Consider the following 26,916-nt stretch of genomic DNA (forward strand, 5'->3'; position numbering starts at 1 on the left):
CTATACCTCAAGCTCTTTCGTAACAGTTCGGAGCGAGTCCAGGAAGTAGGAATGGATCCAATGCGTGGGCAGATCTTTCTTCGTCGGCAAATAGCCGGTTTCTACGGCCAACTTCACATGTAACTTGCCATCTCGAATTTCCAACCACGGCGCCGCGCCTCCGCGCATCACCATTACTTCGCGGTTCTGGTCGATGAGCTGCGTGATGACCTTGGCATAGTCTCCTTGCGCCAAATCCCCGGCAATGGTCAGCCACCGCCGAGCAGACTCACGCTCGCCGGAGGCGCCAATTAGTTCAGGCTCGATGGCCTCGAGGGCTTTTGGATCCACTGACCGAAGTTCGGGTCCCCACTCCTTACGAATAGTGACGGCCACGTCATCAAGGCGCTGGTTATCACTGCTCAGGGAATAAGCAAAGAGGCTCACGCATGGAGCCAAGAGTTGCTCCGCGAGCCTGATGTGCTCGAGGTAGTCGGCCACTTTCCTGCCGGTGTCGCCAGACTTGGCACGACACTGCTTCGCCAAGTGGCTCACCACAACCGGAGAAAGCTGCCAGTCTTTGACGTCGAAGGTCGTCTTCATTGCCTCGGCAAGAAGACGCTGGCCGCCCTGAGTTGAATCTTTCGGGCCTCCCTCGATCAGGTGTCGGACATACAGGGAGCGCTCGGCGCTGCTGAACTTCCGGCGCAGCACTTTGGCAACGGAGCCGAATAACACGCGGTCCCGATCTTTCGGTCGCAGCTCGACCGATCGTTTACCCAGAATATCGACCAGCCCTTCCCCGCGTGCCATCGACTTTCCGTCAAGAACTGGGAGGTAGTTCTCCTCAACGAACTGCCTGGCCTCGGCTGTCAATCGGGTTGGGCTGCCCTCAACGAGACCTGAGGATCGAGAAGGCACGCTATAAAGACCCCAAAGCCCGTAGGTCTTCTGATCGCTAAGGATGAAAGAGCCAGAGTCCGCTCCAAGCCGAACTCGGTCGGCCGAGTTCCAATAGTTCTTCGTACGCTCAGTGCCACGGAACGCCCAATCGTTGTTCCCTCCACCTCGTGCATATGCCGATAGCTGCTCCCACCGCAGGAAGACGTTGAGATCGTCACTGGCGGCCGTCTCCTCAGCCACGCGCTCGGCGAAGTAGTAGCCGAGCATCGTTACAGTGAAGTCCCGGACGGAGGTGCTAACAGTCGTTAGGTTGCCAACAACGTGCCTGCCCATGCGGGTCCAGATGGACTGAACGCCAAGTGGATCGCGGGAGCCCTTGATGGCTGCGCGCGAATCGAGGTCGGTAAGAAATGGCATCGAGAGCTTTATGGTTTATATTTATATTTGAGCTTGACCCATTTCGGCGACCAGTGCGGCATGGCCCATGTTTCGCAGAAATGGCTGATCGGGATTACGGTGCCTGGCACACCTAACCCAGGATATGCGAAACTGATACCAGTAACGGATCGACGTACCTTCAGCCTTATGGCGCAGTTCTTCCAGTAACTCTTCAGCAACCGAACGAGGCCGCTTTTTGTCGGTGGCATCACGCATCAGAATTCCCTTTGAATGCCTTGTCAAGAATGGAGGCTAGCGGCGCATCCTGTTCGGCGTCGTGCTCAGCCTTTGGAGATGAGGCGGAGCCTAGTTCACACCAAACAAAGTAGCCTGCCCCGTTTTTCTTCCCTCAACGGATATCGAGACCCTGCTCATTCATCCATAATGCCGTGGTGGTGATCTCTTTAGAAAAGTCAGCAGAAACGAGGACTAATCTGACGACCTCGGCAAATCGTCTTTCCGCTTCCTCTTCCCACCCTAAGAATTCTAGAATCGCCTCTTTGGCATTGGCAAAGGAGCCTCGTGAATGAAGATATTCTTCATGGGCCTCGACGGCTTAAGCGAACGTCATGGTCGATACCATTGCGGCGTAACGGAGGGCCTGTAGCTCCATGTGCCCGCCACTATCGGTCAGCTTGAGTTCCACAACCACAAGGTTGGCATCCTTGTCGAGAACCAGCAAATCGATTCGTCGGGACGAATCTTCCCATGAGCCAAACTCCTCAGCAAGCACCATTCCATCTTCAACAACAATGTCAGTTTGGTCGCGAAAGAGACGCTGAAGATCACCCCGTTCTTTGAGGTGTATCTGTTCGAACTTTACTGGTTGCAGCAAACGAATGCCGTTGTTTTCAATGGAGTGCCATGCCAACCTCGCAGGACTGATCACACGACTCCAGCAATTGCTCTCTGCAGAATAGCAAGTTTCTTTGAGCTGTAAATCTTTAGTGGATTTGGAGGCTGCAGGTTCTCTTACAATTTCGGGAGATTACTGAATCGCCGGTGATTTGGACATCCAACAAGGTTCGGCAATGGGATACGCCGTTCTCACCAAACCGGTTGAGATAGGGTAACGATTTAGCAAAGAGTGCTGCCGAATAAGTGGCCTATAATTAAATCTCACGTTGCGTACCGTGCAACCCGCCAACAAAGGTATCCGCCACCTTTGCTCTTCTCCTCATGCCTATGAATGGTTATCGCCAAAGCGCTTAGTACCAGGTAAACGGGGATGAACGTCCGGCTTTCGGTCCGGCGTTGTTTACGGATTCTCGACATGCAGTTTGTTTTTCCTGAGATCAGACAGGGGGCCATCTTATTGCCCGTGCTGTGCGAACACCGAGACGGATATGATCAAGATCGTTGGCTTAGCCGACGTGTGAGCGTGATTGACAATGACACTCTGACCTAAGCGTCCCATGAAGTCTCAATATTGAGGGGCGCGAATGTCAACGTCGAGTGACTCAAGTCAGTACACCACAATGCCCAGCTTTCTCGCACCGGCTAACAGTAGCTCCTCAGTGATGATGTAGTGGATGGCAGGGGTAAACCAGCCTTCGAACGTCGACCGGAGTTCATCGGTAGGGATGAACTCGAGCTAAATTGCATAATATACAGCTCATATTGGCTTGATTTAGCTAATATGACTAGTATGTTGGTCACATGCTAACCATGCCTTCTATAGGGGAAGTGATCGCGAAAAAGCGCAAGTCGCTGGGCTGGAGTCAGCCCATCCTGGCGAAGAAGGCCCGAGTGGCACGCTCCACGCTCGAGGCGTTGGAGAATGCGCGACTGGGCAAGCTCGGCTATTCGAAGATCACCAACATTCTGACGGCGCTGGGGCTGGAACTTACCCTGCAGGACTCCCGTACGCGCCGCCTCAGGCTCGACGATCTGATGAACGAGGCGCCTGATGATCAAGGTCTGGACCGACGCCGCTGACGTTGGCCTACGGAATGGCTTCGGCGCACGTGGCAGTACCTTCGCCTCTCAGACCAAAAAGACCATCCGAATTTCGAAGCCATCGGCACCCGCATGCTGGCGCAATGGGAGGAAGGCATGGTCACCTCGCTTCGTTCTTACCTGAGCGAAGTCGCGAAGAGAACACGACTGGAACACTTGACCTCAAGGCTGAGAGTCTGTAAAAGTGTACCGCTTTCAAATCATTGAGATGCTGGCGTAGCTCAATCGGCAGAGCAGCGGTTTTGTAAACCGCAGGTTGGAGGTTCGATTCCTCTCGCCAGCTCCACTATCCTCTGATCAATCCAACGAGTCCAGGCTCTTCCTCGTAAGCCGACGAAATGGGTGCTCGCGGCAGTCCACTCTTATTCCCCTGCATTCTTCTCGTGCCCGCATCTCATGCTGGTGTATTTTGCAACCGCAGCCATAAGATTGTTTTTCACAGTGCTGGCTCTCAACAGGAATCGATGCTCCTGTGAGGGAGACTTACGATCTGTTGAACCTATACGTATGCGGTGCCATCCACGGAATCACAGCAACACCCAGTTTTACATTGATAAGTTGGATGGGCGGGTCGACTTGCTGGTGTGTAACCGCTGTTGCACCTCAACCACATTGAACGCACAGCCTACCGCAAAATGAAGCCGGTCTTGAAAGTAGAAGGAATTGAACTTTTTGGCCCCCTCATCGAGTTCTTTAATCGTGATGTCGGTCTGCCGTTCCACAATATTTCCTATAGCGAGCAAACCATTCATCACCGTCTGCTCAGGAGTTAACACTCACAACATCATATAGCCGGGAGGTACATAGATAGTAATAGTTCAGCGCCAGTCTCAAGGCCTCACGCTCACCTGCAGTCATTTTGCAATGCGGTAGACATCCCGCCACCAGCCCCTCCTACCACCCTGCCCTGTGGCGATGGCTACGTCGCTACAACAATGATGCTCGCCGCAATAAATATGCCGTGTCGACCACACCTATTTTCCTTGTTTGAATCTGACACACACAAGATAACCATGGCCTGCAGGCGAGTGAATCCAAAAGGATACAGAGCTGAATCTAAAAAGATACGTACGCAGGTTCAATTCTAATGCGGCCGATTGTCAGAATTCGTGCACCAGGACTCGCAAACTATTACAAAACTCGATACTGCAGGAACTACTGAGCAGTCGTCATCACCCAGGACTGCGTTAACAAACCTCAGCGAGTACGGCCCCTTCAGATTAAGAGCTGACAGCACGGCGCTGATGTCAGAACTGTCGGTGAGGTTTTTGAGTACATGTCTTGCACACATGTCCCACATGAGATTTCAAAACGTGTTTGATAACACGCGCATCTGCGTATCAGACCGCACTCAAACGTAATTGCAGAACGATTTGTAGCTGCCCCACTTCCTGAACGAATGGAGCTCACCCTATGCCGGAAACTAACTTCCTACGCCTCAGTGAAGCGACTTTTCAGCCCAATGCAACTCTAGCGCCCTCTCCTCAAGCATTAACGAAAAAGACTACGGCTATATTATGGAATCCGACTCTCATCAACTCTTCTGCAAGCGTACCCGAGACGGAAGCTCCCTTCCCTATCTGTCCTCAGACCGAGCCGACCGATACGGTGATCTATAGAGACGGCAAGGATCCTTCAAAAACATTCCTCCTCCAGCGATATCGCCTACGCGACTCGCAAGGGCGCTACGAAATTGCGATCAAGCTTGAAGCTGACAGTTTATGGTCGATGACATTTGGTCTTGCACCTTACCCCGCCCCCGAAGTCGCAGAAACGGCACGAACAAGCCAACCGCTTCCGCACAAAACCACGTGGTCTCTCCGATATGTCATGGCTGGGACAACCATGGAGAAGGAGTTTCAAGCTTTTGCCGTTACACCAGATCCGAACGGTACGGTCATCGAGTTTCGTCTGACCCTTGCGGAGCGAGACGCGGTGTTACGGGCCTTCGGGAAAGATGAATCCCAGGCGCGCCTCGTCGTGATGCGTCAGATCGACGTCTGCATTCCTACGCCCCCCAAACCTGGGGGAGGTAGCCCACCCCCAATTCCCTTCAACCTCTTTGTGCAAAGACGAAAGACCGTCGCTCTCGACACCGCAACAATACAGCCTTTGATCCTTTCCTCTACGATGAGGAGGGTGCAGCCATGAGAACTGACGACAGAGATCGAGAGGAGATTAGAAGGGAACAAATGGCTGTGCGCCCGCGATTTCGACCACAAGAGCCTTTCGAACCACTCCCGACTCGCACTCCGGTCACGCCGCCGCCTGAGGTCCGCATCTCTGTCCCACTTGATGGCTTAAACCTTCAGCAAGACTGGGCATGGTGCAAGAAGTGTGAAGGGCTATTTTTTGGTCCCGGTGTCTCAAGCTCACGGTGCCCTATTGGCGGAACACATACCCCGCCGTTGGAGAGCCAAAGTGGCAACTACAGTCTCCCCTACAATGCGGCGCCAGATCCATCACGACAGAGTGACTGGCGGTGGTGCAACAAGTGCCAAGGACTATTTTATGGTCCTGGTGCCGCTAACTCGCTATGTCCCGCAGGTGGCACACATGCTCCAGCAGCAGAAAGTGGTAGCTGGGACTATAGCCTCCCACACAATGTAGCTCCGAATACATTTCGCCAGAGTGATTGGCGATGGTGTAACAAATGTCAGGGATTGTTTTATGGGCGATATGTTGCGAATTCTGCTTGTATGGCTGGAGGCACGCATGCTCCAGCAGCAGAAAGCGGTAGCTGGGACTATAGCCTCCTAGCCAGCCCCTTCATTGATCCGAGGGTGACGCCCCCCCCAGTTCCACCTCCACCACCGAGGGTCCTATCATCCAGTCGCACTCTTGTCGATACCGTAGCATTACGTTTTGATCCAGTGACACATCCATACATATTTTCAGCAGGTGCAGGAACACAGGGAGGAGCAGAGGTCGAGCGCATTGTGCTGCGCTATCCTCCCGATGGTCCCAATGGCCGTCAACATTCTTACTTTCGTGACCAAACTAAACCCAACCGGTTCTTTTTCCTCCCGGACTCCTTCAAGCTTGCACGAACACGAATCGCACCATTCGTTCCAGCAATGACGATCCGCCCTGTGCAGAATGAGAATCCTGAACAGAGGGACCTCATTGAGATTTTTGCCGAACTACGGCCTGACCTCGATGGAGCACGCCTCCTTGCCGCCAAAGTTGCACTGAGAGCTCACATTCCTGTCTCTAGCGCAACGACAGGCAATGAGCCGGAGCTGGAATCGCTGACCGCGCAAGCCCAGGTAGAACTAAGTGTATTACGTTCAGGTCTGGTACAGACCGTTAAAACAGATTCTCTTGTCGATCTCGGTAACGGATTCTCAATCCACGAGTACGTCGCTCAAAAAGATTTTCAACAGATCTTCGCAGCACTTAAATCCACACGCGATGTGCCGCTGTTTCGTGGCCAAGTGGTTGTCTCGACGGATCTCAGTGCACCGGACCTTATCCCAGTGAATATCCGTTTCGCCGATATGGAAGGCGAAGTCTTTCTGTACAAGGAGCAGACCAACTCAACTGCCGGAACGGTCACAGCGACATTACAGAACGCTACAGAAAGTCCATTCGGGATTGAGGCTCTCCCCGTTTGGCTCAGGCGTGCCGGCGTTCAGGTGCAGGGTCGAATCGATGGCCTCGACCTCTCTACACCGGTCGTGCTTCAACCCAGTGCTAGTATCGAGATAACTATCCACCCCTCACAGTCTCTGCCGGGGGAGGGAGGTATTGATGCAATTTTTGACATCAGCCAGATCCATGGCCTACCAGACCATAAGAAAATCTGGGACTACATTATTGACGAATCAGTACTCCCTGCCGGGTCACGAACAATCACCGTGAGCGGGGCGCCAACCGCATTCGCCGAAGGCCAGCCACCGGATGAAAGGGTCACATCAATCGGTCTTGAGTTTCAAAACAACGTGACCGTGACTCTTGATGCTTCACATCTCAATACGCAGGTCTCTGTTCCAACCTCACTGTACGAACAGCTGTTCCCCAGTACTCCTCCCAAAACTACGCCCTACTGGTACCGCCAGACGATTTTCTACGAATCCGGTCGCATAGCTGATTCGGACTGGCGTCAGGACAACTCTGCCTTTTTGCCGGTTCCCAAAGGAGGCAACTGATGCTCCAAGGGTATCCGGATTGGCACAATCCACATCGATCGGCAGGTCATCTGCTCTTCGCGGCCTACGACACACCCGGAACATTTCTATCGCCGCCGTCCGGCCTGCCCGTAGCTGAGGATGCCACCAAAACGCCGGAGTTTCGCCTGGACCTTTACAGCCAAGACCTCGGCGCTTCTGGGGTCAGCACATTCGGACTCTTGGCAGTCCGCTTCCGGCTGGACTACGATCTTACCGCTGCGCGTGAGGTGTTACTGGCAAACGCACCCCACTTGCGCGTTAATCCCTTAGAAGTCGAAGAGGGATGGGTCCGTTTTTCAGCACCTGCGGCATTCAAATTGCCCGAGGCTTTACGTATTCCGCGCAGACTTGATCCCCACGGCACCAACTTGGCATTACACCTCTCCCTCGAAGGAGCAGATGCTGACCTTTTCCTCGAAATGCTGAGAAGAGGCCTGTCTACGATTTTCGCCGAGGTATTGGTGATTCGGCAGGGCATTGCGCCGCGGGTCGCTAATGTGGTGACCTTCAATCCGTCCACTTTGCATGCTGTCCTTTGGGGCACCAAGGAGACTATCTCGGGAGAGGCGCTGTACGACGCCATGGCTGCCGGAATCACGACATTGCCTCTGCGTTTTACGAAGCCAGTGACTGATGACGACGCGAAGGCTACCGCACAGGCACTACTTGACCGTTTTGCTGCCCGATTCGGAAAGCTCGAACTCTCGCCCAATGGTGTCGGATCGAGTCCCTATTTGCGCGCCACCCCAGCTGATGTGCCCAGCAGTGAGGTACGTTTCGATCTGGACCAGCCAGTGCTCGTCCCTCGGGGGTTCATCCTTACCGCCGACCCCCTCGGCTCGGCACGTGCGTTGTCCGCTGTCGACTTCGAGAAGCACCTCGTCCAGCGCATTGATGCACCAGCCTTTCACAGTGGATGGCGGCAAATCACCGTGGCGGGGAACTTACCGAAACGCCGCATCGGTGTATTGCTTCTTGGTATTGAGATTAGCGCCCCTCCCTTCCTGCCTGCACGGCCCCACACCGCCCAGGCCAGCGTTGAGCTTGATGCAGAAACGGCATATCAAACAGTTGATCTTAGGCTTTCGCCTGATGAGCCTTTACGATTCACGTGGCGCACACTGGCAGTGTTGGATGCCGGTGGAACAGCACAGAGTTTGGAAGGCCCAGTCCAGACCTATGAAGGGAACGGCAATGCTACCTTTCTCGTTGTTCCTCCCAGCGCCTTCGAAGCCAGTTTCGTGATCCTTGAGGCCGACCCTTCCTTTCTTGTTGAGGCACAGATCGAAATTCGTGTCCGTGGATCGCGTGGCACCGCATCCTGGGCGGGAAAAGGCGTACTGGATGAAAATGCCCAAGAACTAGCCGTCTTTGTACCGCGCGACGTGATACAACCGGAATTGATTGCCACGGCAGTTTCCCGCTCAACCGGAGTTCGGATCGAAACGGAAGTTCTCCCCCTCCGACCAACTCGCTTGGACCCATTCAGCTTTCCGGGAACCGGTGCGCGGCGCGCGCTTCTGAAGGCCTCCTTCACAAGCGGAATTCGTCAAATGCTCGTCGAATGTGCGCCACAAGATCGACTGGACGATCCCTCGCGACGGCGCCTGGTCAGACTAACCCCTGCTGCACCGGAAGCCGAGTTCTCATACGTGGCGTTCTCGCCATTTCGTGCGGGCTACTGCTGGCGCTGGGCTGTTTCCGATAACACACCTGCAGGCGCCTGGTCGGCCCCCCTTAATCCAGATACACCCCTTCTTCTTGCTCTAGCTCCAATGGAGGATCCCATGCCGACCCCCTCACCACTGATTATCGATGGTGTCGAACTCTCCCAGGTTCCGGACGAACCACGAGCATACTTTTATCGTCCAACGGCAGCAGGAATTGCGAGTGATACCACTGGGCGCAAGCAAATCTCGCTCATTGAGGCAGGAACTGTTGTGATGATCTCATTGACAACACAGTGGGGGGTAGAAGGTCCCGAGCTTGAAACTGTGCGAAACAAACTTGCCTCGAAACTGAATTTTGCCGACGCCCATGTCGTGACATTGCGGCCCGCTCTCGTGGAGGTTGGGGAAGTCGAACTGTTGCTGAGCGACGGTTCTGGAAACTTCAAACCCTTTCTCAAAGCTACCTCTTCCGGTATGCCCCCCTATGCCGCGGCCTTTAATACAATGCTGACGGCAGATCAAGCACCGACCATAAAGAAAGCTCTGAAGGGTGAGCGAGGTCTTCTTCGCTTACGCTATACCGTCACTGAGCGTACAATGAAACACTCGACACAATCTGCGACTGAACACATGGTCCACGAATCTGCAACGTGGACGACCACATCGGTGGGCCGAGAGGGGGAAACCACTATCCGTGAAGAGACCCGTACGGACACACAGGCTTCGAATACAGCGCCCTCGTCATCCCCCCCAGCCACTCGACTCTACGAAACTGATGCGGCTGATTGGGGATTAGCTAGCTGATCGCCATCTTCTTTCGTGATGTGAGAGCATATTTCAGCCGCCCTCGACAGACCTTGGCTTTTCGACCAGAGGCGCATGCGAGACCTGCCCCCGATCCGCCAGAATGGTAAACGAACCTCCGCACCTTACTCCCACCCTTGTGAGCAATCTTCGCTCAACCAGCGACCAAACTCCTCATAACAACATATCCTCATCTGGTTACTCCGCTATCGATATGCCGGATGGTGCACAATGCCGTCATGCCCTCACGACCAATATACGAGGCTCCCGCAAACTGTATCTTTTTAGATCCCCCCCCTGAATCTATTTCGATACACCAAACCGCTCCACAAATATCGCACACGATAAACTCCCGAGTTTTCACAGGTCACCCATATTAATCTACCGGCATTGGGCTTGCAGTACATACGTACGTACATTTTACATAGCCTTTGTTTGACCTAATGCCTATAGTTGCCGACACTGCAGCCGGCATTTTCCGGCATTAAAAAGACGAACATGAGAATCCAGCACCTAGTGCACTTCATACATCAGAAGAAAGGAATTCTCCCATGCTCAAGCTTGACGACATCCGAACACTTCATGGCTATCAGGTCCACGGCGATACTGACGGACGCACCTTCTATATTCTCCCCAAAGACGTAGGATCGGTAAACTTCGCACGGCTGAGCAACGGCGGCCTCGCGTTGCGTTTTGTTGAGTATACGCATTTACGCGAAGATGGAGATAATCAATTCGGCGGATTTATCGCGTTTGACACCGAATTGTCAATTCCTCTGGAAGATGAAAAAAACATTACCGTTGATCTGCAAAAGGAGGTTGACGATCGTTTCCGTAGTCTCAACCTTCAGCCACCAGCGGTGCAAATCGCACCCATCAACTGGACCGACGGAACAGTTAAACTCATCCTCACAGAAGATGGGAAGATGATCGAGAAAATTCGTGGTGCCGGCAAACCGTCCCTCTACGGACGAAACATTGCCTCCTTCATGATGGAATTGTCTTTGCTCGGAACTGCAATATTCAAAAAAGCCTTAAGCACAGGCGCCGCATCAGCTATTCAAGTGGTTTATGAACTAAACTACTTCGGCAAGCTTCCGAAAATGATAGCCCGTGGCGAATGGCATGCCACAGAATTTTACTCATTCTTCCAGGATATTAACACCGAGGATAACTTCTGGTCTGAAGATTCCTACACGGAAATCGTCAGTTCCAGTCGCTATAAGAACGATGTGACCAAGACGTCATTTGATTTCATTCAGATCCCAAATCTAAAAGCTGAGGATCAAGCCAAGCTCGAGAAAGATATACGCGACCACATCATGAAACAGCTCGAAACGAAAGTACAACAGAACCTCTTGAAGGAGATCCAAGCGGTTGATCCCAACACGAAAGAGTTACGAGAAGGCCAAGACATTGAAGATATTCGCCGCACCATCTCTCAAACCCAAATCGCCGATGTCGTCGTTGGATGGGAGCAGGAGAATACGATCATCGTCAACAAGAATCCGCAGGGTATGTTGCCGACCATCACCTCGATGAAAGATGCCAACAACCAACCACTCAAATGGGATGACTACTATTTGAACATTGGGGTTGACGAGTTTCTAAAAGATCTCACAGTCAGGGTCCAGGTTAATGCAGATTTTGCCGACCTTCCTGTCCACAGTGTGGAAGTAAACCTCAACTACCCACATGGGCCAAACGCGGCGGTGAAGCCCCATGTGTTCACCAACCCCGACGACGCTAAGACATTCAAATTCATCGTGCATGAGGGCATTCGCAAGTACAAGTATTCTTACAAAGTCAACTACAAGGACAGTCAGGTAAGTTTCCAATCTCAAGAAATCGAAACCGACGACCCAAGCCTCATCATCAGTGTCGGCGATCTCAGCATTCTTTCACTCGACATCGCTCCCGGCGACATCAATTTCGGGCAGGTTGATCGAGCCATGATTACCGTACGCTATGACGATGCGGGGACAGCAATCGAGAAAAAGTACAACATGACGAAGACGGCCGCCAATTTCAGGCTGCGCGAGGTATTAAGTCGGCCTCGCAGCGGGGCTGTCACGTATCAGATTACCTATCAGATGTCAGATGGGCGTGAGATTAAAACTTCTGAACGCGAACAACATGCGAGGGAACTGAATATAGATGATCCATTTACTGCAATAAAAACCTTCGGCTTCCGGGCAATTGGCGACCTCGAGAATGATATTGCATCTATTGCGCTGGCGGTCGATTACGTTGACCAACTGAATAACTATCGCCAAAGCACGCAGCTCAATCTCTCAAAGAGTCAGCCATTTTTTGACTGGCATTTTCCAGTGATCGACGAGGATTCTGGCACACTGACGTACTCGGGAGCCATCACCTTCAAAAATGGCACGACAACTGACATCCCTGAGACGGTCGCCAAGCGCTCCATCGTCCAAGTGGGGAATCGGGTGGCGGATTTCCTTGAAGTGGCGGTTGTCCCGGATCTCATTAATTGGAGCCTCGTCAAGCTCGTCAACGTCAGTCTGAGCTATGCAGATGTCCCCAATGGGGTCAACGAGCGCATGGATGTGCGATTCAAGAGCGGCGAACCTGAAAAAAGATGGAAGGTCGCTCTCAAAGATGCGAGTAAGACCTCTTATGCTTGGACCTCGACATTCTTCCTGCAGGACGGAAGCCGTAAGGTCGTGGGCCCAAACAACGAAGTCAACCTGAGCATTTTCCCAGAACTGCCATCCTAACGCAGAAGGAGAGCTCTTGCCATGCTACTGCTCGACAGTCGCGTTCGAGAAATCAACGGCATTTCTATCTTCCCGGATCATGCCGATCCTGAACAGTGGTACTACTTACCCCTCTCCCCACACCTCACCACGGTGCGAGATGAGACTTTAGGAATTGAGGTTCCCCAATTTTCGCTTATCGGCTTTCGTGGCGATGCGGGCACCGGTGGATTTCTTAATTTTGACTGCAACGTCGGTGCGGCACAATCACAGGTCGACGATCTTGCCCGAGAAATCGCCAACAACGAGAACCTCCGCAATATGCCGCGCATCGCTTCCGTCCCGTTGGTTGATGGCGGCGTCAAATTGATGATGCTCGGAAAAAAGACAGGCGATGCGCCTGGCACGACACCGGGAATCGCAGGTCCGGCGTTCGTGCTGAAGATCGATCAGAATGAGAAACCCGCTCTCTATGGTTCAAACCAAGCGGCTTTTTCCATCCGACTCGACCAAGAAGGTTTCACCATGATGGAACAATGCCTTGATGGTGAGATCATGCCGGTTGCCGTCATCTATTCACTTGATTTTCTTGGGCTACGGCCGGCGTATGCCATCAAATTGAGTATTGACTGGGACAGGGTTCAGAAACACATGGATGAGAGTTTCAAGGCCGGATTCATGTTCTTTTCAGCCGAGATCGGCAAGGCCGTGGATGAACTGGTGGAGTCCCGTGCCATTGTGCTGGAATCCGATACATTTGTGCCTGAAGGTGACGACAGCAAAGGCATTATCGATCGCAGGGATGCCGCACTCGCCCAGGTCCGCAATATGATTACGGACGCCTTCTTTACCCCAAGTCTCCCACCTTGGACCCCGGAGAAACCATCCGACTTTGAAAGGGGTTTAGACGCTGCGGCTAAATTCGCCGGCACAACAAGCGCAATGGCGGCAGGCGGTCCGGCAGCTCAAGTCTCAAACGCAAGTTTTTCCTATAAGAGAATGGACTACACTCGCATTGACCGCAAGGTCCTCAATGTGAATTTTTCGGAACGAGTCACAATCAAAAGGAGCATTTATCCACAAGGTCACCTCGCAGGCATGTTCAAGCTCTTACGCGATATCCCGATGCCACTCGATCGTTTCGTGAGGCATGTCGATCTCAATAACGACTGGTTCAAGAAACGCACGGTACGGATCGTGACACGGGCGGATTTTGCCGCCGATGAAATATCAAGCGTCAATGTTCGCGCGCGCTATGGAGATCAGCCCACCAACGCACTGCTGACAGCCACCCAGCCCGAGACAAATTTTTCATGGTTGAGCCAACTCCAGAATGGAGCCATGCAGCGCGATGTCGAGGTTGAGTACGAAGTCACATTTAAGAACGTGGATTCGACGGAACGTCCGCTCACGCTCGGTTCGGCAAAGAAAACGACTGATATCGACAATGTGGAGATCGTTCCGCGGGAACTCTACACCATCTCGCCGATCACGTTGTTGGCCGAGAACTTTCCCTGGAACGACTACTCCTCCGTGGAATTTCACTTGCGCTACACGGATGAAGTCAATGGCATCAAACAACGCGACCTCCTACGCCTCACCAAGGAGAAACCCGACGCCGTTTGGAAAATGTTCGTCCTCGATCCGACGAAGACGACATTCGAATATCGTGTCCTCTTCCGTGCCATGAATAACCGTGACATCGAGCGTGCCTGGACACCCAGCAGCGAGACGCAAATCACGGTTCGCAATCCGTTTCCTACTCGACGCGTGGTGGAAGTTGTGCCGTCTTTTCGTTGGGAAGAGGTGGAGCAGGCCTTTGTTGACCTTCGCTATAAGGATCCCGCGAACAATCTGCTGGCAGAAGATTCCTTCTCATTCCAGCAGGGCATTGCTGCAAAAACCTTTAGCGTTGATCTTCGCGACCCCACCCGCAAGACCGTCTATTACAAGATTTCCGTCAACTACAAGGATGGCCGATTCCTTGAATTACCTGAATCCATGACGAATGAGCGACGCATTCATGCTAGTGCCGATTCGAAGGGCCGCCGGATCATTGGGATCATGCCGCCGGTCAACTTCGCCCAACGCCGTCTAAAACGTGTAACGGTCGATTTACGATTTGAGGACCTCATGTCCAATCTGAGCTTTGCCGACACATTCGTTTTCGAGGCACCTGAAGCTCATGGTTCGTTCGAATATCAGTACGTAGACGAAACACGCAAGAAATATGAATATCGCGCCAACCTCCTGTTCGAAAACGGCCTCGAGCTCAATATCGACTGGACAGCCTCTGATACGACTGAACTGATCGTGAAGGTTCCCTGAGGAGATCCCCATGCTTCAACTCGATTCTTCAGCGCTGATGATCGAAGGCGTCACCATCTTCAAAGATCATGCAGATCCACGTCAATTTTGGTATTTGCCTGGTCCTGTGGCGCTAGCACGGCGAGCAGCCGATGGTCGAGCCGCCTTCACGTTTCTAAAATTCAAACGACTACCCAGTACTGCGAGCCGAGGCGGCGGATTCCTGACATTCGAAGTGGCACTTAAGCTGGATCGTGACCTCGAACGCCGAGTTCTCGAGCGTCTGTCCAGTATCTCCCGTGGTACTCCACGCCTGAGCGCTGTGCCGTTTGACGAAGGAACCGTACAGTGTATCGCCCTCAACGTACAAGGTGCCGGCGGTGCCACTGCAGCATCGGATCCCAATGCTCCACCGGGTTCTTTTCGCGCCGTCCATACGATTTTCGGTGCCGCGAAGCCATCGCTCCAAGGGGACAACGTCGCTGCCTTCAGCCTTGAGCTATCGGCCGAAGGTACAACGATCTTAGAAAAGGCATTTCAGGAACGAACCACGCCGGTCGGCGTAATCTATGACTTGAAATATACCGGACTACGTCCCGCATTCAACGTCAAGATTACAGCCGACTTCAAACAGATCTTCAGCCATTTCAGCTCGGCTGCGGATGGTCAGCGTGGATTTGTACGCGCCGGTATCGATCTCGGCTTTGAACGGTTGGTCCGCAACGGGGCCATTAAGATCGAGGTGCTTGATTTCACCAATACCACAGAGAATGAGACGCGCATCAAAGAAGCACTCGACTATTTTAAAGGGCAGGTACTCACAAACTGGTTTACCCCGGTCCTGGTGCCTGGAATCCTTGCCGCTCCCGCCGCTCAAGCCACTTCACTCGACCAGGTTCGCGCACTTGGTGCACAACTACGCCCACCACAACCGTCACCGCCGCCACGCCCAGACCCTTCACAACCCGCACCGGAGCCGGTTGATCATGGTCCAAGCCCGACCGCAGAGACCGGCCGCGGTGATACACCGCAAGGACTTCCGGGTACTGCATCTGCCGCCAATGTTGAAAGCCCAACGGAAGGGACAGGTAGTCCAGCTCCGGCAACCCCGGCTCCAGCGAGTGGCTCGGCCGATGTTTCCACAAGGAATCCGAATGGAGGTCTACCTGCAGCAACAGACAATCCAAATACTGCACAAAACGAAGGGATGGTTGCGTCCTTTAAGCTCAAGGCTATCCGCCAGGAGGAACAGCGTACGGCGATCCTGGAATACACACGTGCGGAAGCCCAGCAAAGAATGTATGCGCCACAGGGGTTTTTCGGCCTCCTTACCGCTGATCTCGAACGCTCCAAGCACTTTATCGAGATCGACCTCGACGATCCCTTCTACAGGACCATCTCCGTTGAAACCAAAGCGCCTTTCGATTTTTCCGGGGTAGGCCTCAGCGAAATCCATGTCGCATTAGACTATGGACCTCAGAATGATCCGCAAAACTACAAACACGCCGACATGAGGTTCACGGCAGAAGATCGTGGGCCCAAACAGGTCGACTTTGCAGTCAATCTTCGGAAAGACCGTACATTCACCGTTACAACCCAGTTCCATTTCGATCCAACCAGCGGTTGGGAGGGCAAGACCTTTTCATACGAATTGCCGGCCAAAGAAACCTCTGATCGCACTCTCATTGTACATCCCATGGAGGCGCTTGGTTTTCTCGACCTTCACATCGAGCGTGGCCGCGTCGATCCAGGCATTGTCGATTTCATCGATGTCGAACTGTCATATAGCGATTCCTCGCCCTGGACCGTGAGCAAGACATTCCGCATCGCACCCGACAGCAGCCCACAGTCCTGGAAGCTGCGTCTTTCAAAGCCGGACCAGCGTGAATATTCCTACAAACTGACCCATCATCTGAAAGACGGCACGACAAAAGAGGGGACACTCTTACGCACGAAATCGACCAGTGTGCTCGTCAACGATCTATTTCCTGCAAGCCTCGACGTAACGTTTTTCCCCATGCTCGACTGGCCGACACTCAAAGCTGCCGTGCTGGATGTCACCTACGTTGATCAAGCCAACACCTATACCCGCGAACAGCGTGTTCGGCTTGACCCCAATCTGACTGAAACAAATGTGCGATTTTCGATCATGGATCCAAAACAGAAACGCTACCGGTATCAACTCACGCTGGTGCATGTGGACGGGGCAACCGAACGTCGAGCAGCGGTCGAGACCGACGAGAACATGGTGATCCTTCTTACATAACGCTCCTCGATTGAAAGGAAACGACAAATGACTAAGCGAGCCGTTATTGTGGGCGTCAATGACTATTCAGTACAAAACAATGGCTGGCATTCATTGCGATTCTGCGTGTCGGATGCCTCGTCTTTTTACTACCTCCTTCAGGATGCATTTTTGTTTGACCCGCAAGATATGTTCTATCTCGTAGATGCCAATGCCACGTCAAGCCGTATCCGTCGAACACTACGCTATGTGCTTGCCATATCTCAGCCCGGCGACGTGGTGTGCTTCTATTATTCAGGCCATGGGGGACGTACCCCTCATCCCTCCAACCCTTCGCAGATGTACGAAACCATTATCCCCTATTCAGGCCAATTCATCAGCGACCACGAAATCTTTGCAGCCGCCGATTCTTTACAACCATCATTCGTCAATTTCACCATTGTCCTCGATTCCTGTCACTCCGGCGGCATGCACAATGAAAGTGAGCACGCACGGCGCAGACGGTCGCCCATCTTTTCCCCTGAACTGATCAGTCAACTTGCGCAATGCACCACGCTCTTTCCATGCGGTATCTGTCTCCCACCACAGAGACGCCCAGTTTTGGCCAACAATATCACCCGTGTTTCCGCCAGAAATTCTGGCGTCGCCGTCGAGGAAGACACAAGTCGCCGTCTCGTTAAAGAATCGAAATCCACACTCATCGCCGCCTCAACAGCCGCAGAGACGGCACAAGAGCATGAAGCAGTCGGCCACGGCCTACTCACGAAGGCGTTTCTCGACCTCGTCAACGCAAGCAATTTCCAGATCGATCATCGCAGTTTGGTCGACGAACTGACGACTCGCGTGCGCACGTCGATGGACAAGTACTTTCCGGGCGAGACTCAGTCTCCACAACTGCGGGGCCAGGAAAACCGCATGGAGGAGAGTTTTCTCCAAGGATGGCGCGACAGCCGATGATATTTAATCCTACTTATATGAGGCACCATCATGCTCAGCCTTGAAAAACCCTTCACCATTGATGGCATCAGCGTATTTCGTGACCATGCAGATCCCAATACATTCTGGTACCTTCCTGGTCCCGTTGATCTGGCTCGACGTGACACGGATGGTCGACTTGCGTTCAGCTGCCTGAAATACAAATCGGCTACACCAGGCGGTGGTGTGAAGGGTGGTGGATTTCTCATGTTTGAATCCACCCTTAAACTGCCGGATCGTCTTGAACAGCGCATCCTTGCCCGAGTTCAGGCAGAACCAGGTGTCACGGGTCAGGTTCGATTGACTGCCGCCCCCTTCGAGGAAGGTTCGGTGCAATGCATCGCACTCAATGTGCAGGGTTCAGGAGGTACGACTGCCGCGGCCCCTCCGCCAGGAGCCTTTAACGCCGTAGAGCTCATTCTCGGAGCGACCATTCCATCAATGGATTCCGCAAATAAAGCTGCCTTCAGTCTCACCCTTTCGGCAGAAGGAGCGACGATCTTGGAACAGGCTTTCCAAGACGGCCTGACACCTATCGGTGTGGCCTACAGCATGAAGTATCTGGCAATGCGGCCGTCCCTCGACGTCGAGATTACGGCAGATTTTGAGCGTATGTTTACCCATTTCAGTGCGAGCCTTGAGGGGCAATACCAATTTTTCCGTGCTGGCATCGATGCCGCATTCGAATCGCTCGTTCAATCGGGAGCCATCAAGATTAAGGTGTTCCACTTCACTGATGAGCAGGATGAGAAAGATCAAGAAAAATGGGCGCTCGATTTCTTCAAAGAGGATCTTCTCTCGAAGTGGTTTGAACCGACTCTCACCCCTGGCCAACTCGCTGCGTCTCAAGCCACTGCCACGCCTCTGAGTGAGGTCATTAGTACGGGGCAAAACCTCTTGCAAGGGAATCGGCCGTCAACCACCACCAGCACGAATACCGGTTCCACCGCACAACCAGGCCAATCTACCGAACAAATCCAGCCGGCATCACTCATCACGGACCGGACTGATCCTTCACCACTCCCTTCCGGTTATGGTGTCGCGCACACACCCGCAGGCCAAGGTTTGCAGGAGAGCATCACGGTCACAGGTACCGGGGCGGTCTTGAAAGTGAACGGATCCGTTGTCGCACTCGACGCAGGCGGTCGGGCGACTGTGACCGTCGACCCTAACTCCGACAAAAATATCGAGGTTGATTGGCCGGCTCAAACCGAGACGCGTGAAGAGGTTTTTGGCCTGTTTTTTGATTTTGATAAACCTACAGAGGCTGGATGGAAGACCAATCCACCAAGCCCTGACTTTCGCGCCTATGTTGAGAATACGACGACCGATCCACGTTTTCGTGATGCCTCCGGCACGTTGCGAATCGAAGGCGACGGTAACTGGAGCGGACCAGAACGCGGAGCCGATCGTCTACGCGCCTGGATCCAGGCTTTACCAGTACCAAAACAGGTCCGGCTCGATGCCTATGCGAGTCATGAACATGTATCAGGAGCCAGTGAACCTGATCGTGAACGGCATAATACGCGACTGTCACAGCGCCGGCTCGATGTGGCACAGGCCATTGTACAGCGATCCGGTGGCCAATTCATAAGCTCACCACCCCATGGTGACAGCCCGGCCTCAACACGCCCCGGCACTCACACACCCATGGGCGGAGATCCGGACAATCGCGTGGTGCATGTGACCGGTCGGGTCGCTGGTACGGGCCGACCCGTTCTTTTTCGAGGACATTTTCACCGTCCGGCCTCGATCCAGGTAGAGCAACCTCGACCACAGCCACAGCCTCAGCCCCAACCTCAACCAAACGCTGGAGGTTCAAGCAGTAGCACTCCCGTCGTGGCTTCTCTCAAACTCAAATTTATTCGCCAGGAAGAGCGAAAGACTTTGACATTCCGCTATAACCGGGCTGAAGCCGTACGTCGCACGTATGCACCGCAAGGCTTCTTCGGTCTCCTGCTCAAGGACCAGGGCGACAAATCCAAATATTTCAAGGAAATCGATCTTGACGATCCTTTTTTTCGAGAATTCAAAGTGGAGGCCAGCATCCCAATCGATTTCGCCCGGATCGGCCTGTCCTCAGGACAGGTGGCGCTTGATTACGGTAACCCTGCGGATCCACTCAATCACAAACATGGCGATTTCGTCTTTACCTCGAATGATCCAGGGCCCAAAGAGTTTCGGGTGTTCATGAATGAAACCCGAGACATTGACTATGCAGTATCAACGCAATACCACTTTGATCCTCAGTCCGGATGGACCGGAGATCGATTCAGCTACGAGATACCTCCATCCAGAACACAAGACCGGACCCTCTTTGTCAACCCCTATGAGCATGTCGAATTCAGGGAAATTCCCATTGTCCCCGGTGACATCGACTGGCAGGTCCTCAGTTCCATTGAAGTACGATTGCAGGCCGAAGGCTATTCCACTCCTGAACCGCACACTACGTTCATTCTCCAAGAGAACAGTGCCCCTCAAAGCTGGAAACTGCGTGGTACACGACCTGCGCCGCCAAACCGACGGGTCACCGTTGGGTTGACACATAACTTGAAGGACGGTACGTCGCAAACCACCCCCTCCGTGGAAATCGACGTACCAAGTGTGGTCGTTCACGACCCATTTGTCGATGCACTCCGGCTCGAGTTCATACCACTTTTCAATCCCACCAACGTACAACGCGTCTTTATTGATGTCGAATACAAAGATACAACGAATGCCTATGAACGGAGTGAGCGTCTCGAGGTTCCTGGCACACAAACCAACCCGGCCAAGCTCCGCATCGCATTGCGCGATAAGGATCATCGCCGCTATCGATTCCGTTTAACTTTCGTCGGCACCAACAGCGGTTTTGATCAACGCGCTTGGGTTGAGACGGAGGAGCAACTCATTCCGGTACAATGAATGACATTGAGCCAATAGACCGAACCCTTGCCCTGATCAAGCACCTTGTGCCCCAGGCCTACGCCCGTGCTCAAGGCATTTTAGGCAATGTGCGAGATGCCCTTACCGCTTCAATCTGGCCTGATATGGCTTTTCGATTTAGCTCATTGACCAACACCGGCTATCCGATCGAATTTGCCTGGTCATCTCGTAATCGGGACTTGCGCTTCACTTTCGAGGCAGCGCCGGCAGAGATACCAGATCATCAACGTCTCCCGCAGGCACTTGCGACCTTAGCAGCGTTGGGTGTCCATGGATTTCATGCGGTGGATGGACTACAGCGAGCACAGATAGATACCCAATTGCAATTTGGTGCCTGGATCGGAGCACGCTGTTCTGAGAAGGATGTGGCCTATAAGCTTTATGTCGAATTGCCTTCTGCCTTGGTGAGCAGTAGTTGGGTGCAATCGGTACTAGATAAAAGCGCAATCACCATACCCAGACCACATATGCTCTGGCGCATGGCCGGTCTCAGCACTACGGGTGGAATTGAACTCTATGCTCGCACCACAAACCTAGAGGCGATGACATTGCGTAGCCTTGTCCATCAGCTCGATGGAAACTCTGTCACGTTTCTGGAACTAGTCGAAGGGTGTGTACGACAGCGCGAACTGCCTGCCACATCGGGAATCAGTCTTGCCTTCGATACAACAGGGGCATTCGCAGGCCTCACTTTGTTTGTCATTGCCAAACATCTTTATTCTTCGGATGATCATGTACGCAATGCTCTCCTGGCACTCGCTAAGCCCAATGGTTACGATACAGCTCTCTATGAAGCACTCAGTGGAGGCACCGAAGACGGCCTCTGGCGACATGGAATGATTGGGATTGGCTTTCAGCGCGAAGTCGGTACCTGGATCCAGACCGGTTTAAGGCCGGTATGACAGCTCATTTTCTTCCAAGCGTCGTCATGATTAATGGCACCAGTTATCCAGATATAAATGGCTTCGTAACAGCACTTGGCATTCGCGCACTGCGGCTCTCAGGCCAATACGTCCCTCCACCGATGCTCGACGCGCTCGAAATCTGCCGCACAGAACAGGGAGGGTTTCGTTTTTGGTCGTCCACTCATCGCCCGCATTGGGCTCCTGATCTCCCCGACGACGCAGATGACACGGCTCTCATGACGCTTGAGCTCTATCTTCTGGGCCGTTTGAGCCGAGACGAGGCGCGGAGGATCGCCTGCCTAAGCCTCGTACGACATCGTGTCAGGCGGCTCGAGGGAGTAGGCCCCCCGTGGAGACGTGTCGGCGTATTCAAGACCTGGGCACGTGAAACGACTGAGACTGACCTCATTGACTGCACAGCACATGCGAATATCCTCGCATTGATGGCCACGCTCGGCCTCCTTCATCTCCCTGGCGTTCGAGAGACCTATGCGATGCTCGACGCCGCATTGGATTTTGCACAAGATGACGTGGATCGCGCCAATTCGCTGTCGCCCTTCTATCCTCATCCCGAAGAATTTGTTCTTGCACTTGACCATGCTTGGCGATCTGGCGCCCACGATCTTGCCCCCTTAGCTCGTCGTGCTGCTCGTACATCGTGGGGCCGTGACGCGCATCGAAATACGCATGAGCCCGATTACGCGATTTGTTCGAGCCCGTATGGGCAAGCACGGTGGTTTTCCCCCGCACTGGCGAGGCTGCGTGCAGACTGAAGCACCTACAATCGCAGAGAGGTAATGGATTTATTGGAGGTCCTTTTCGACAGGTTCTTCACACCTTGGTATTACGCTGTATCCAGGGTGTCTCAGACTGAGTACTCACGATCTAGCTCTTCCAAGCAGTGAGTGACAAACTTGAACACAGCGCGGTCTTGAAACACCTCATCCGCTATGCAACGCCCATTCGTCAAAACAGAACCAATTTGTGATTTTCACTTCTATGACTTGGTGTAGGTACTTACTACGTGTTGGACAGATCCCCAGCATCATCTAAAAAGAGGTTTCTCCGTTGCTCCGTCGCATAGTTCTCACCTGTGCATTCACCCTCGTGCCTACCTCAGCCTCTAGCCGGGGAATCAATGAACCATGGACGGAAGAGTCGTACTACGGCAGCCACGGAACTTTCTTCGCAGAGATAACTAATGATGGCCCGAGTCCAACTCGTCCCCATTATCGGAGACAAGTACGACGGATGGACTTTGAGATAGCTCGGTTACGTTGCTCAGCAAAGGCTGAACTACGCAATCATTCACAATCTTTTGTATAGGAGGAGTTCGCAGATGAATCCGACCGTCAATGAACAACCAACTGACAATGAGTCTGGAAAAACATACTATCTTGATGGAGTTCTTGGAATTGGGACCCAAGAACCGCAAGCCCAACTCCATCTCTCAGCAGAGGGACCCTTCGGAGATCTGAGGATTTTTTCCCCCAAAGACCCTGGAGCTGATCTCGCGTACAACGGGGGCAGTGATAATGTATTCTTCTTTGACCATTATGGATCTGACGCAGGAACAACGCACTTCCGCCATAGTAATCGAGATCTCCTTGTCATCAAGAACGACGGCAATATCGGGATCGGCACGGCCAGCCCGAACCACCGCCTCCAGGTCACCGGAGGCAACGGAGTGATCAACAACGTGTTTCTCGGCGATGTCGGACATGGACCAGATTGGGCTGGGTTAAGCCACGCCAGTGCCACCAGTCCGACTATCTATGGATTTCTCCATCACAGCAGCGGCCAATATGCACTGATCAACAAGAAGTCCGGCGCTGGCTGGATCGGTTTCCGTGTCGATAATCAGGACAAGATGGTGATTACTGACAGTGGCGATATCCAGCTCAACGGAAAACACGCCTTTCGCTCAACTGATCTATGGTTGCGCTTAAACCAAGACGGAGCATTTCCTAGCGGAGTCCATACTCCTGGATTGTTTGCTCCGATGGGGCTCAATGTCGGAGGATCGAGGGGGTGGGAATTCAATCCGGGAAACGGCTGCGCCGTTTTTGCGGGTACCATTGGAACCAATGGGTACCCCGCAACCCCTAAAAAATCAGGTTGGGGGGGAGGGATTCGCACATGGGACATCGAAGCAGAAGGAACAATCTGGTCGGCTCATGGCATCGATACAAGTCCTCATGACCTGGCCGAGAACTATTTTTCTGATATGGAGATCGAAGCGGGAGATGTGGTGTGTTTAGATCCGAAGGACGATCGCATTGTCAGATCAGAACGGGCAAACGATAGCCTCGCATTGGGTGTGATTTCTACGCAGCCGGGGTTCTTGTTGAATGCTGAACATGGAGAAGCCGATGATCGGAAGGACGGGAAACGAGCGTATCCCGTTGCCTTAAGCGGACGTGTTCCCTGCCGCGTGACGGCTGAGAATGGACCGATCACCAGAGGAGATCTCCTGACTTCATCGTCGATGAGAGGGCATGCAATGAAAGCGACGCCCCGTATCGTGGATGGGATGGAACTCCATGCTCCAGGGACCATCATCGGGAAGGCATTGGAGTCGCTGACTGAGGGAGTGGGTATCATCGAGGTTTTTGTCACCTTGAGATGAGCCTCACTGATGAGCGAGGTGGTCTCAGTTAGCCTCAATGGCACAACGACGTTATGAGCATGACATCACTTAGGAAGAGGAGAATACCATGCGTCAACAACTACAACGACGGCTAGGAGAACTGAAGAGGGAATTCAACGCAGGGCGCGCACGAGTGACTGAGCTGGAACAACAACAAACCACGCTGCACCAGACGTTGTTACGAATCAGCGGAGCAATCCAAGTCTTGGAGGAAGAGCTCAAATCCAGCGGCACTCCTGAGGATAAGCCAATTGGCAATACGACACGAGTGGACTCGACCCAGAGCAACGGCGCTCGAAGCCAGGTTGGAGCCTGATTAGGCCACAGATTCTATTCGCAGGTCGGCGCAAAACTAAGTTAAAGCCTTTTAGGCCCTACTGTTTTCAATGTTCCCGATCGAAGCAGATTGGCCTATAGGTTATTCACTACCTTTAGTAGTCTAACAAGCAGTCACAGCGATGTGCTCTGCGACATGGCATTTTCCACCGAAAGGAGTTTGCAGATGAGTCCGGCTCTCAATGACGGACAGAATGACAATGCGGCGGACAAAACCTATTACCTGGATGGAGTTCTTGGGATTGGGACGCAGGAACCGCAAGCCCAACTTCATCTCTCAGCAGGGGACGCTTGGGGAGATCTGAGGATTTTTTCACCCAAAGACCCTGAAGCGGATTTCGCTTACAACGGCGGCAGTGATAGTGTGTTCTCGTTCAGCAACTATGGCGCTGACTCAGGAACCACCACTTTTCGCCATGGCAGTCGAGATCTGCTTGTCATCAAAAACGACGGCAATATCGGGATCGGAACGGCCAGCCCAAATCATAAGTTCCATGTGGTTGCAGCGGACGCCGTTGGTTTGTTTGAGTCCACAGGGGAGCAAGCCTATCTTCGGCTCAGTACGAATGAAGGCTTGGACAGTCGAGTTGAGATAACCAATCGCCCAGGGGGACGATTGAGTCTATGGACAGTTGGTGGGGGTGATGCGCTCAACATTACCAAAACAGGCAACGTCGGCATCGGGACGACAATCCCTAAAGCAAAATTGCACGTGACTGCGGATATCATCGCTGGCAGTGATGTGAATGGGCAGAAATTTATCTTTCACAGCAGAACCAATGGAGGGGGCGATTTCCTTCATATCACCGGAGATGATGCCAATGGCAACTGGCTATGGGATCGGGGGCTGGTTTTCGTACGGGGGACCGGCAACATCGGCATCGGAACGGCCAATTTGACCTCTCGGCTTCATGTTGCAGGAAACGGAGGAGTGTTGAGTCTCGAAGGGAGGGATCACGCATACATTCAGTGGTATCCGGATGGGATTAACGCCGGACGGAAAGCATGGATGGGATTTGGGGATGTAAACGAAGAGCGTTTTGTCATTGCTAACGATTTTCCAAACCGCGGGGTCTTATTCACTGGCAATATTGGCACCCGTGGACTTGACCCTCATGGTGGCGGGCATTACCCGAGTAACTGGGATGGAGGCATCCACACATGGGATGTTGTGTGTGAGGCAACCGTCGGGTATTCGGGACTGCGCCAATGGTCGTCCATTAGAGAGAAGGAAAATGTCGATTACATTGGCAAGGTACTAGACAGGATTGAAGCACTCAACCCTGCCCGTTTTGATCGTAAACCGGGGTATCACAATCAGAGCAAGGGCAATCTCGGATTTATCGCCGAGGAAGTCAAGGAGATCTTCCCTGAGTTGGTGGATGCTGACGAGCAAAGTGATTTCTTTGCGACTTCAGTTCGAACTGATGGGATGCTGGCACTGGCAATTGCCGGTATCAAGGAGCTGTCTCAACAACTTAGATCTCTGCAATCCACCCTGTGCATCGATAAGCCGGAACACAACACCCTCTCGCGGTATACATCGTGGGAAGACCATACCACACCGGTACAGATTCTCCGTGAGAGCACCTGCCTTTCCAGGGACGGCGCCAACGAACAGTACGTCCTGGTTCGGTTCCATGGTGCAGTCGATGGAATCAGCCAGGTTCAATGTACACGCGCCTATCAGATCCCGAACGGGGTGACGAAAGATCTACTCTTGCAGGAAAAATATAACGACTGGTGCAGGGAAGTCCAATTGAAGCGAATATAGCTGGTTGCGCTGTTCGATCCAAACATATGACAGGGATCTAGGCTCAGGACTCATTCATTGAGAGAGAAGACTATAGCGGCAGCGAGACCAGTCGCAGAGAAGAAGGTGTGAGGACGGCACTCGTCTCACATAGCATGTTTCCGCCAATTCCTGA

Annotated in this window: 18 protein-coding genes and 1 tRNA gene; 16 read left to right on the forward strand and 3 right to left on the reverse strand. The window is 53.0% G+C overall.

Annotation, left to right across the window (positions count from 1 at the left end):
- On the reverse strand, window positions 1–1,215 hold the full coding sequence (locus COMA1_RS15840) for a hypothetical protein (RefSeq protein WP_141654371.1): 1,215 nt from the start codon (window positions 1,213–1,215) through the stop codon (window positions 1–3).
- Here COMA1_RS15840 and COMA1_RS15845 point away from each other — a divergent pair.
- Window positions 1,204–1,488 carry a hypothetical protein gene (locus COMA1_RS15845; RefSeq protein ID WP_090750305.1) on the forward strand — a complete coding sequence of 95 codons (285 nt, stop codon included), beginning with the start codon at window positions 1,204–1,206 and terminating at the stop codon, window positions 1,486–1,488. The genes COMA1_RS15840 and COMA1_RS15845 overlap by 12 nt on opposite strands.
- Before the next feature lie 388 nt (window positions 1,489–1,876).
- Here the strand turns inward: COMA1_RS15845 and COMA1_RS15850 are convergent, their stop codons facing one another.
- Window positions 1,877–2,209 carry a PDDEXK family nuclease gene (locus tag COMA1_RS15850; protein ID WP_090750307.1) on the reverse strand — a complete coding sequence of 111 codons (333 nt, stop codon included), beginning with the start codon at window positions 2,207–2,209 and terminating at the stop codon, window positions 1,877–1,879.
- 770 nt (window positions 2,210–2,979) lie between these two features.
- Between COMA1_RS15850 and COMA1_RS15855 the strand changes: the two genes are divergently transcribed.
- Together COMA1_RS15855 and COMA1_RS15860 are read left to right on the forward strand one after the other, a co-directional pair.
- Window positions 2,980–3,258: a helix-turn-helix domain-containing protein gene (locus COMA1_RS15855; protein ID WP_090750309.1), complete on the forward strand. Its 279-nt coding sequence runs from the start codon at window positions 2,980–2,982 to the stop codon at window positions 3,256–3,258.
- Between the two features lie 231 nt (window positions 3,259–3,489).
- Window positions 3,490–3,565 (forward strand) — tRNA-Thr (locus tag COMA1_RS15860).
- 259 nt (window positions 3,566–3,824) lie between these two features.
- Here the strand turns inward: COMA1_RS15860 and COMA1_RS15865 are convergent.
- Complete coding sequence (locus COMA1_RS15865; RefSeq protein WP_090750311.1) at window positions 3,825–4,031, reverse strand: hypothetical protein; 207 nt, start codon at window positions 4,029–4,031, stop codon at window positions 3,825–3,827.
- A gap of 661 nt (window positions 4,032–4,692) precedes the next feature.
- On the opposite strand from COMA1_RS15865, the gene COMA1_RS15870 reads away from it, so the two are divergent.
- The 13 genes from COMA1_RS15870 (at window position 4,693) to COMA1_RS15930 (ending at window position 26,762) form a co-directional block, all read left to right on the forward strand.
- A complete protein-coding gene (locus tag COMA1_RS15870; RefSeq protein WP_090750312.1) occupies window positions 4,693–5,430 on the forward strand; it encodes a hypothetical protein in 738 nt (245 codons plus the stop codon).
- A gap of 722 nt (window positions 5,431–6,152) precedes the next feature.
- Window positions 6,153–7,430, forward strand: a complete 1,278-nt coding sequence (locus tag COMA1_RS15875) for a hypothetical protein (RefSeq protein WP_141654372.1) — start codon at window positions 6,153–6,155, stop codon at window positions 7,428–7,430.
- Window positions 7,430–9,925 (forward strand): hypothetical protein, encoded by a 2,496-nt coding sequence (locus COMA1_RS15880; RefSeq protein WP_090750317.1) that lies wholly within the window; start codon window positions 7,430–7,432, stop codon window positions 9,923–9,925. Before COMA1_RS15875 ends, COMA1_RS15880 begins: the two co-directional genes overlap by 1 nt.
- 551 nt (window positions 9,926–10,476) lie before the next feature.
- A complete protein-coding gene (locus tag COMA1_RS15885) occupies window positions 10,477–12,666 on the forward strand; it encodes a hypothetical protein (protein ID WP_090750319.1) in 2,190 nt (729 codons plus the stop codon).
- Between the two features lie 21 nt (window positions 12,667–12,687).
- Window positions 12,688–14,973 (forward strand): hypothetical protein, encoded by a 2,286-nt coding sequence (locus tag COMA1_RS15890; RefSeq protein WP_090750321.1) that lies wholly within the window; start codon window positions 12,688–12,690, stop codon window positions 14,971–14,973.
- A gap of 10 nt (window positions 14,974–14,983) precedes the next feature.
- Window positions 14,984–17,218 (forward strand): hypothetical protein, encoded by a 2,235-nt coding sequence (locus COMA1_RS15895; protein ID WP_090750323.1) that lies wholly within the window; start codon window positions 14,984–14,986, stop codon window positions 17,216–17,218.
- A 27-nt stretch (window positions 17,219–17,245) separates the two neighbouring features.
- The gene (locus tag COMA1_RS15900) at window positions 17,246–18,154 is read left to right on the forward strand and encodes a caspase family protein (protein ID WP_090750324.1); all 909 of its coding nucleotides are present in this window, start codon (window positions 17,246–17,248) and stop codon (window positions 18,152–18,154) included.
- Between the two features lie 30 nt (window positions 18,155–18,184).
- Entirely contained in the window at window positions 18,185–21,076 is a 2,892-nt protein-coding gene (locus tag COMA1_RS15905) for a hypothetical protein (protein ID WP_090750326.1), read from the forward strand.
- On the forward strand, window positions 21,073–21,999 hold the full coding sequence (locus COMA1_RS15910) for a hypothetical protein (RefSeq protein WP_090750328.1): 927 nt from the start codon (window positions 21,073–21,075) through the stop codon (window positions 21,997–21,999). The genes COMA1_RS15905 and COMA1_RS15910 overlap by 4 nt, the downstream gene beginning before the upstream one ends.
- A complete protein-coding gene (locus COMA1_RS15915) occupies window positions 21,996–22,775 on the forward strand; it encodes a hypothetical protein (protein WP_090750330.1) in 780 nt (259 codons plus the stop codon). The genes COMA1_RS15910 and COMA1_RS15915 overlap by 4 nt, the downstream gene beginning before the upstream one ends.
- Before the next feature lie 566 nt (window positions 22,776–23,341).
- The gene (locus tag COMA1_RS15920) at window positions 23,342–24,631 is read left to right on the forward strand and encodes a hypothetical protein (RefSeq protein WP_090750333.1); all 1,290 of its coding nucleotides are present in this window, start codon (window positions 23,342–23,344) and stop codon (window positions 24,629–24,631) included.
- An 88-nt stretch (window positions 24,632–24,719) separates the two neighbouring features.
- Window positions 24,720–24,968, forward strand: coding sequence for a hypothetical protein (locus COMA1_RS15925; protein ID WP_090750335.1), 249 nt, complete (start codon window positions 24,720–24,722; stop codon window positions 24,966–24,968).
- A 186-nt stretch (window positions 24,969–25,154) separates the two neighbouring features.
- On the forward strand, window positions 25,155–26,762 hold the full coding sequence (locus COMA1_RS15930) for a tail fiber domain-containing protein (RefSeq protein WP_176698114.1): 1,608 nt from the start codon (window positions 25,155–25,157) through the stop codon (window positions 26,760–26,762).
- The last annotated feature ends 154 nt before the right edge of the window (window positions 26,763–26,916 follow it).

It is taken from the genome of Candidatus Nitrospira nitrosa (genome assembly GCF_001458735.1).
GTDB classification, from domain to species: Bacteria; Nitrospirota; Nitrospiria; order Nitrospirales; family Nitrospiraceae; genus Nitrospira_D; species Nitrospira_D nitrosa.

Bases quoted from the DNA above. Each gene is read 5' to 3' on its own strand.
- COMA1_RS15840 (WP_141654371.1), bottom strand. From the start codon at position 1,215: ATGGGCAGGCACGTTGTTGGCAACCTAACGACTGTTAGCACCTCCGTC.
- COMA1_RS15855 (WP_090750309.1), top strand. From the start codon at position 2,980: ATGCTAACCATGCCTTCTATAGGGGAAGTGATCGCGAAAAAGCGCAAG.
- COMA1_RS15865 (WP_090750311.1), bottom strand. From the start codon at position 4,031: ATGAATGGTTTGCTCGCTATAGGAAATATTGTGGAACGGCAGACCGAC.
- COMA1_RS15870 (WP_090750312.1), top strand. From the start codon at position 4,693: ATGCCGGAAACTAACTTCCTACGCCTCAGTGAAGCGACTTTTCAGCCC.
- COMA1_RS15880 (WP_090750317.1), top strand. From the start codon at position 7,430: ATGCTCCAAGGGTATCCGGATTGGCACAATCCACATCGATCGGCAGGT.
- COMA1_RS15885 (WP_090750319.1), top strand. From the start codon at position 10,477: ATGCTCAAGCTTGACGACATCCGAACACTTCATGGCTATCAGGTCCAC.
- COMA1_RS15890 (WP_090750321.1), top strand. From the start codon at position 12,688: ATGCTACTGCTCGACAGTCGCGTTCGAGAAATCAACGGCATTTCTATC.
- COMA1_RS15895 (WP_090750323.1), top strand. From the start codon at position 14,984: ATGCTTCAACTCGATTCTTCAGCGCTGATGATCGAAGGCGTCACCATC.
- COMA1_RS15900 (WP_090750324.1), top strand. From the start codon at position 17,246: ATGACTAAGCGAGCCGTTATTGTGGGCGTCAATGACTATTCAGTACAA.
- COMA1_RS15905 (WP_090750326.1), top strand. From the start codon at position 18,185: ATGCTCAGCCTTGAAAAACCCTTCACCATTGATGGCATCAGCGTATTT.
- COMA1_RS15910 (WP_090750328.1), top strand. From the start codon at position 21,073: ATGAATGACATTGAGCCAATAGACCGAACCCTTGCCCTGATCAAGCAC.
- COMA1_RS15915 (WP_090750330.1), top strand. From the start codon at position 21,996: ATGACAGCTCATTTTCTTCCAAGCGTCGTCATGATTAATGGCACCAGT.
- COMA1_RS15920 (WP_090750333.1), top strand. From the start codon at position 23,342: ATGAATCCGACCGTCAATGAACAACCAACTGACAATGAGTCTGGAAAA.
- COMA1_RS15925 (WP_090750335.1), top strand. From the start codon at position 24,720: ATGCGTCAACAACTACAACGACGGCTAGGAGAACTGAAGAGGGAATTC.
- COMA1_RS15930 (WP_176698114.1), top strand. From the start codon at position 25,155: ATGAGTCCGGCTCTCAATGACGGACAGAATGACAATGCGGCGGACAAA.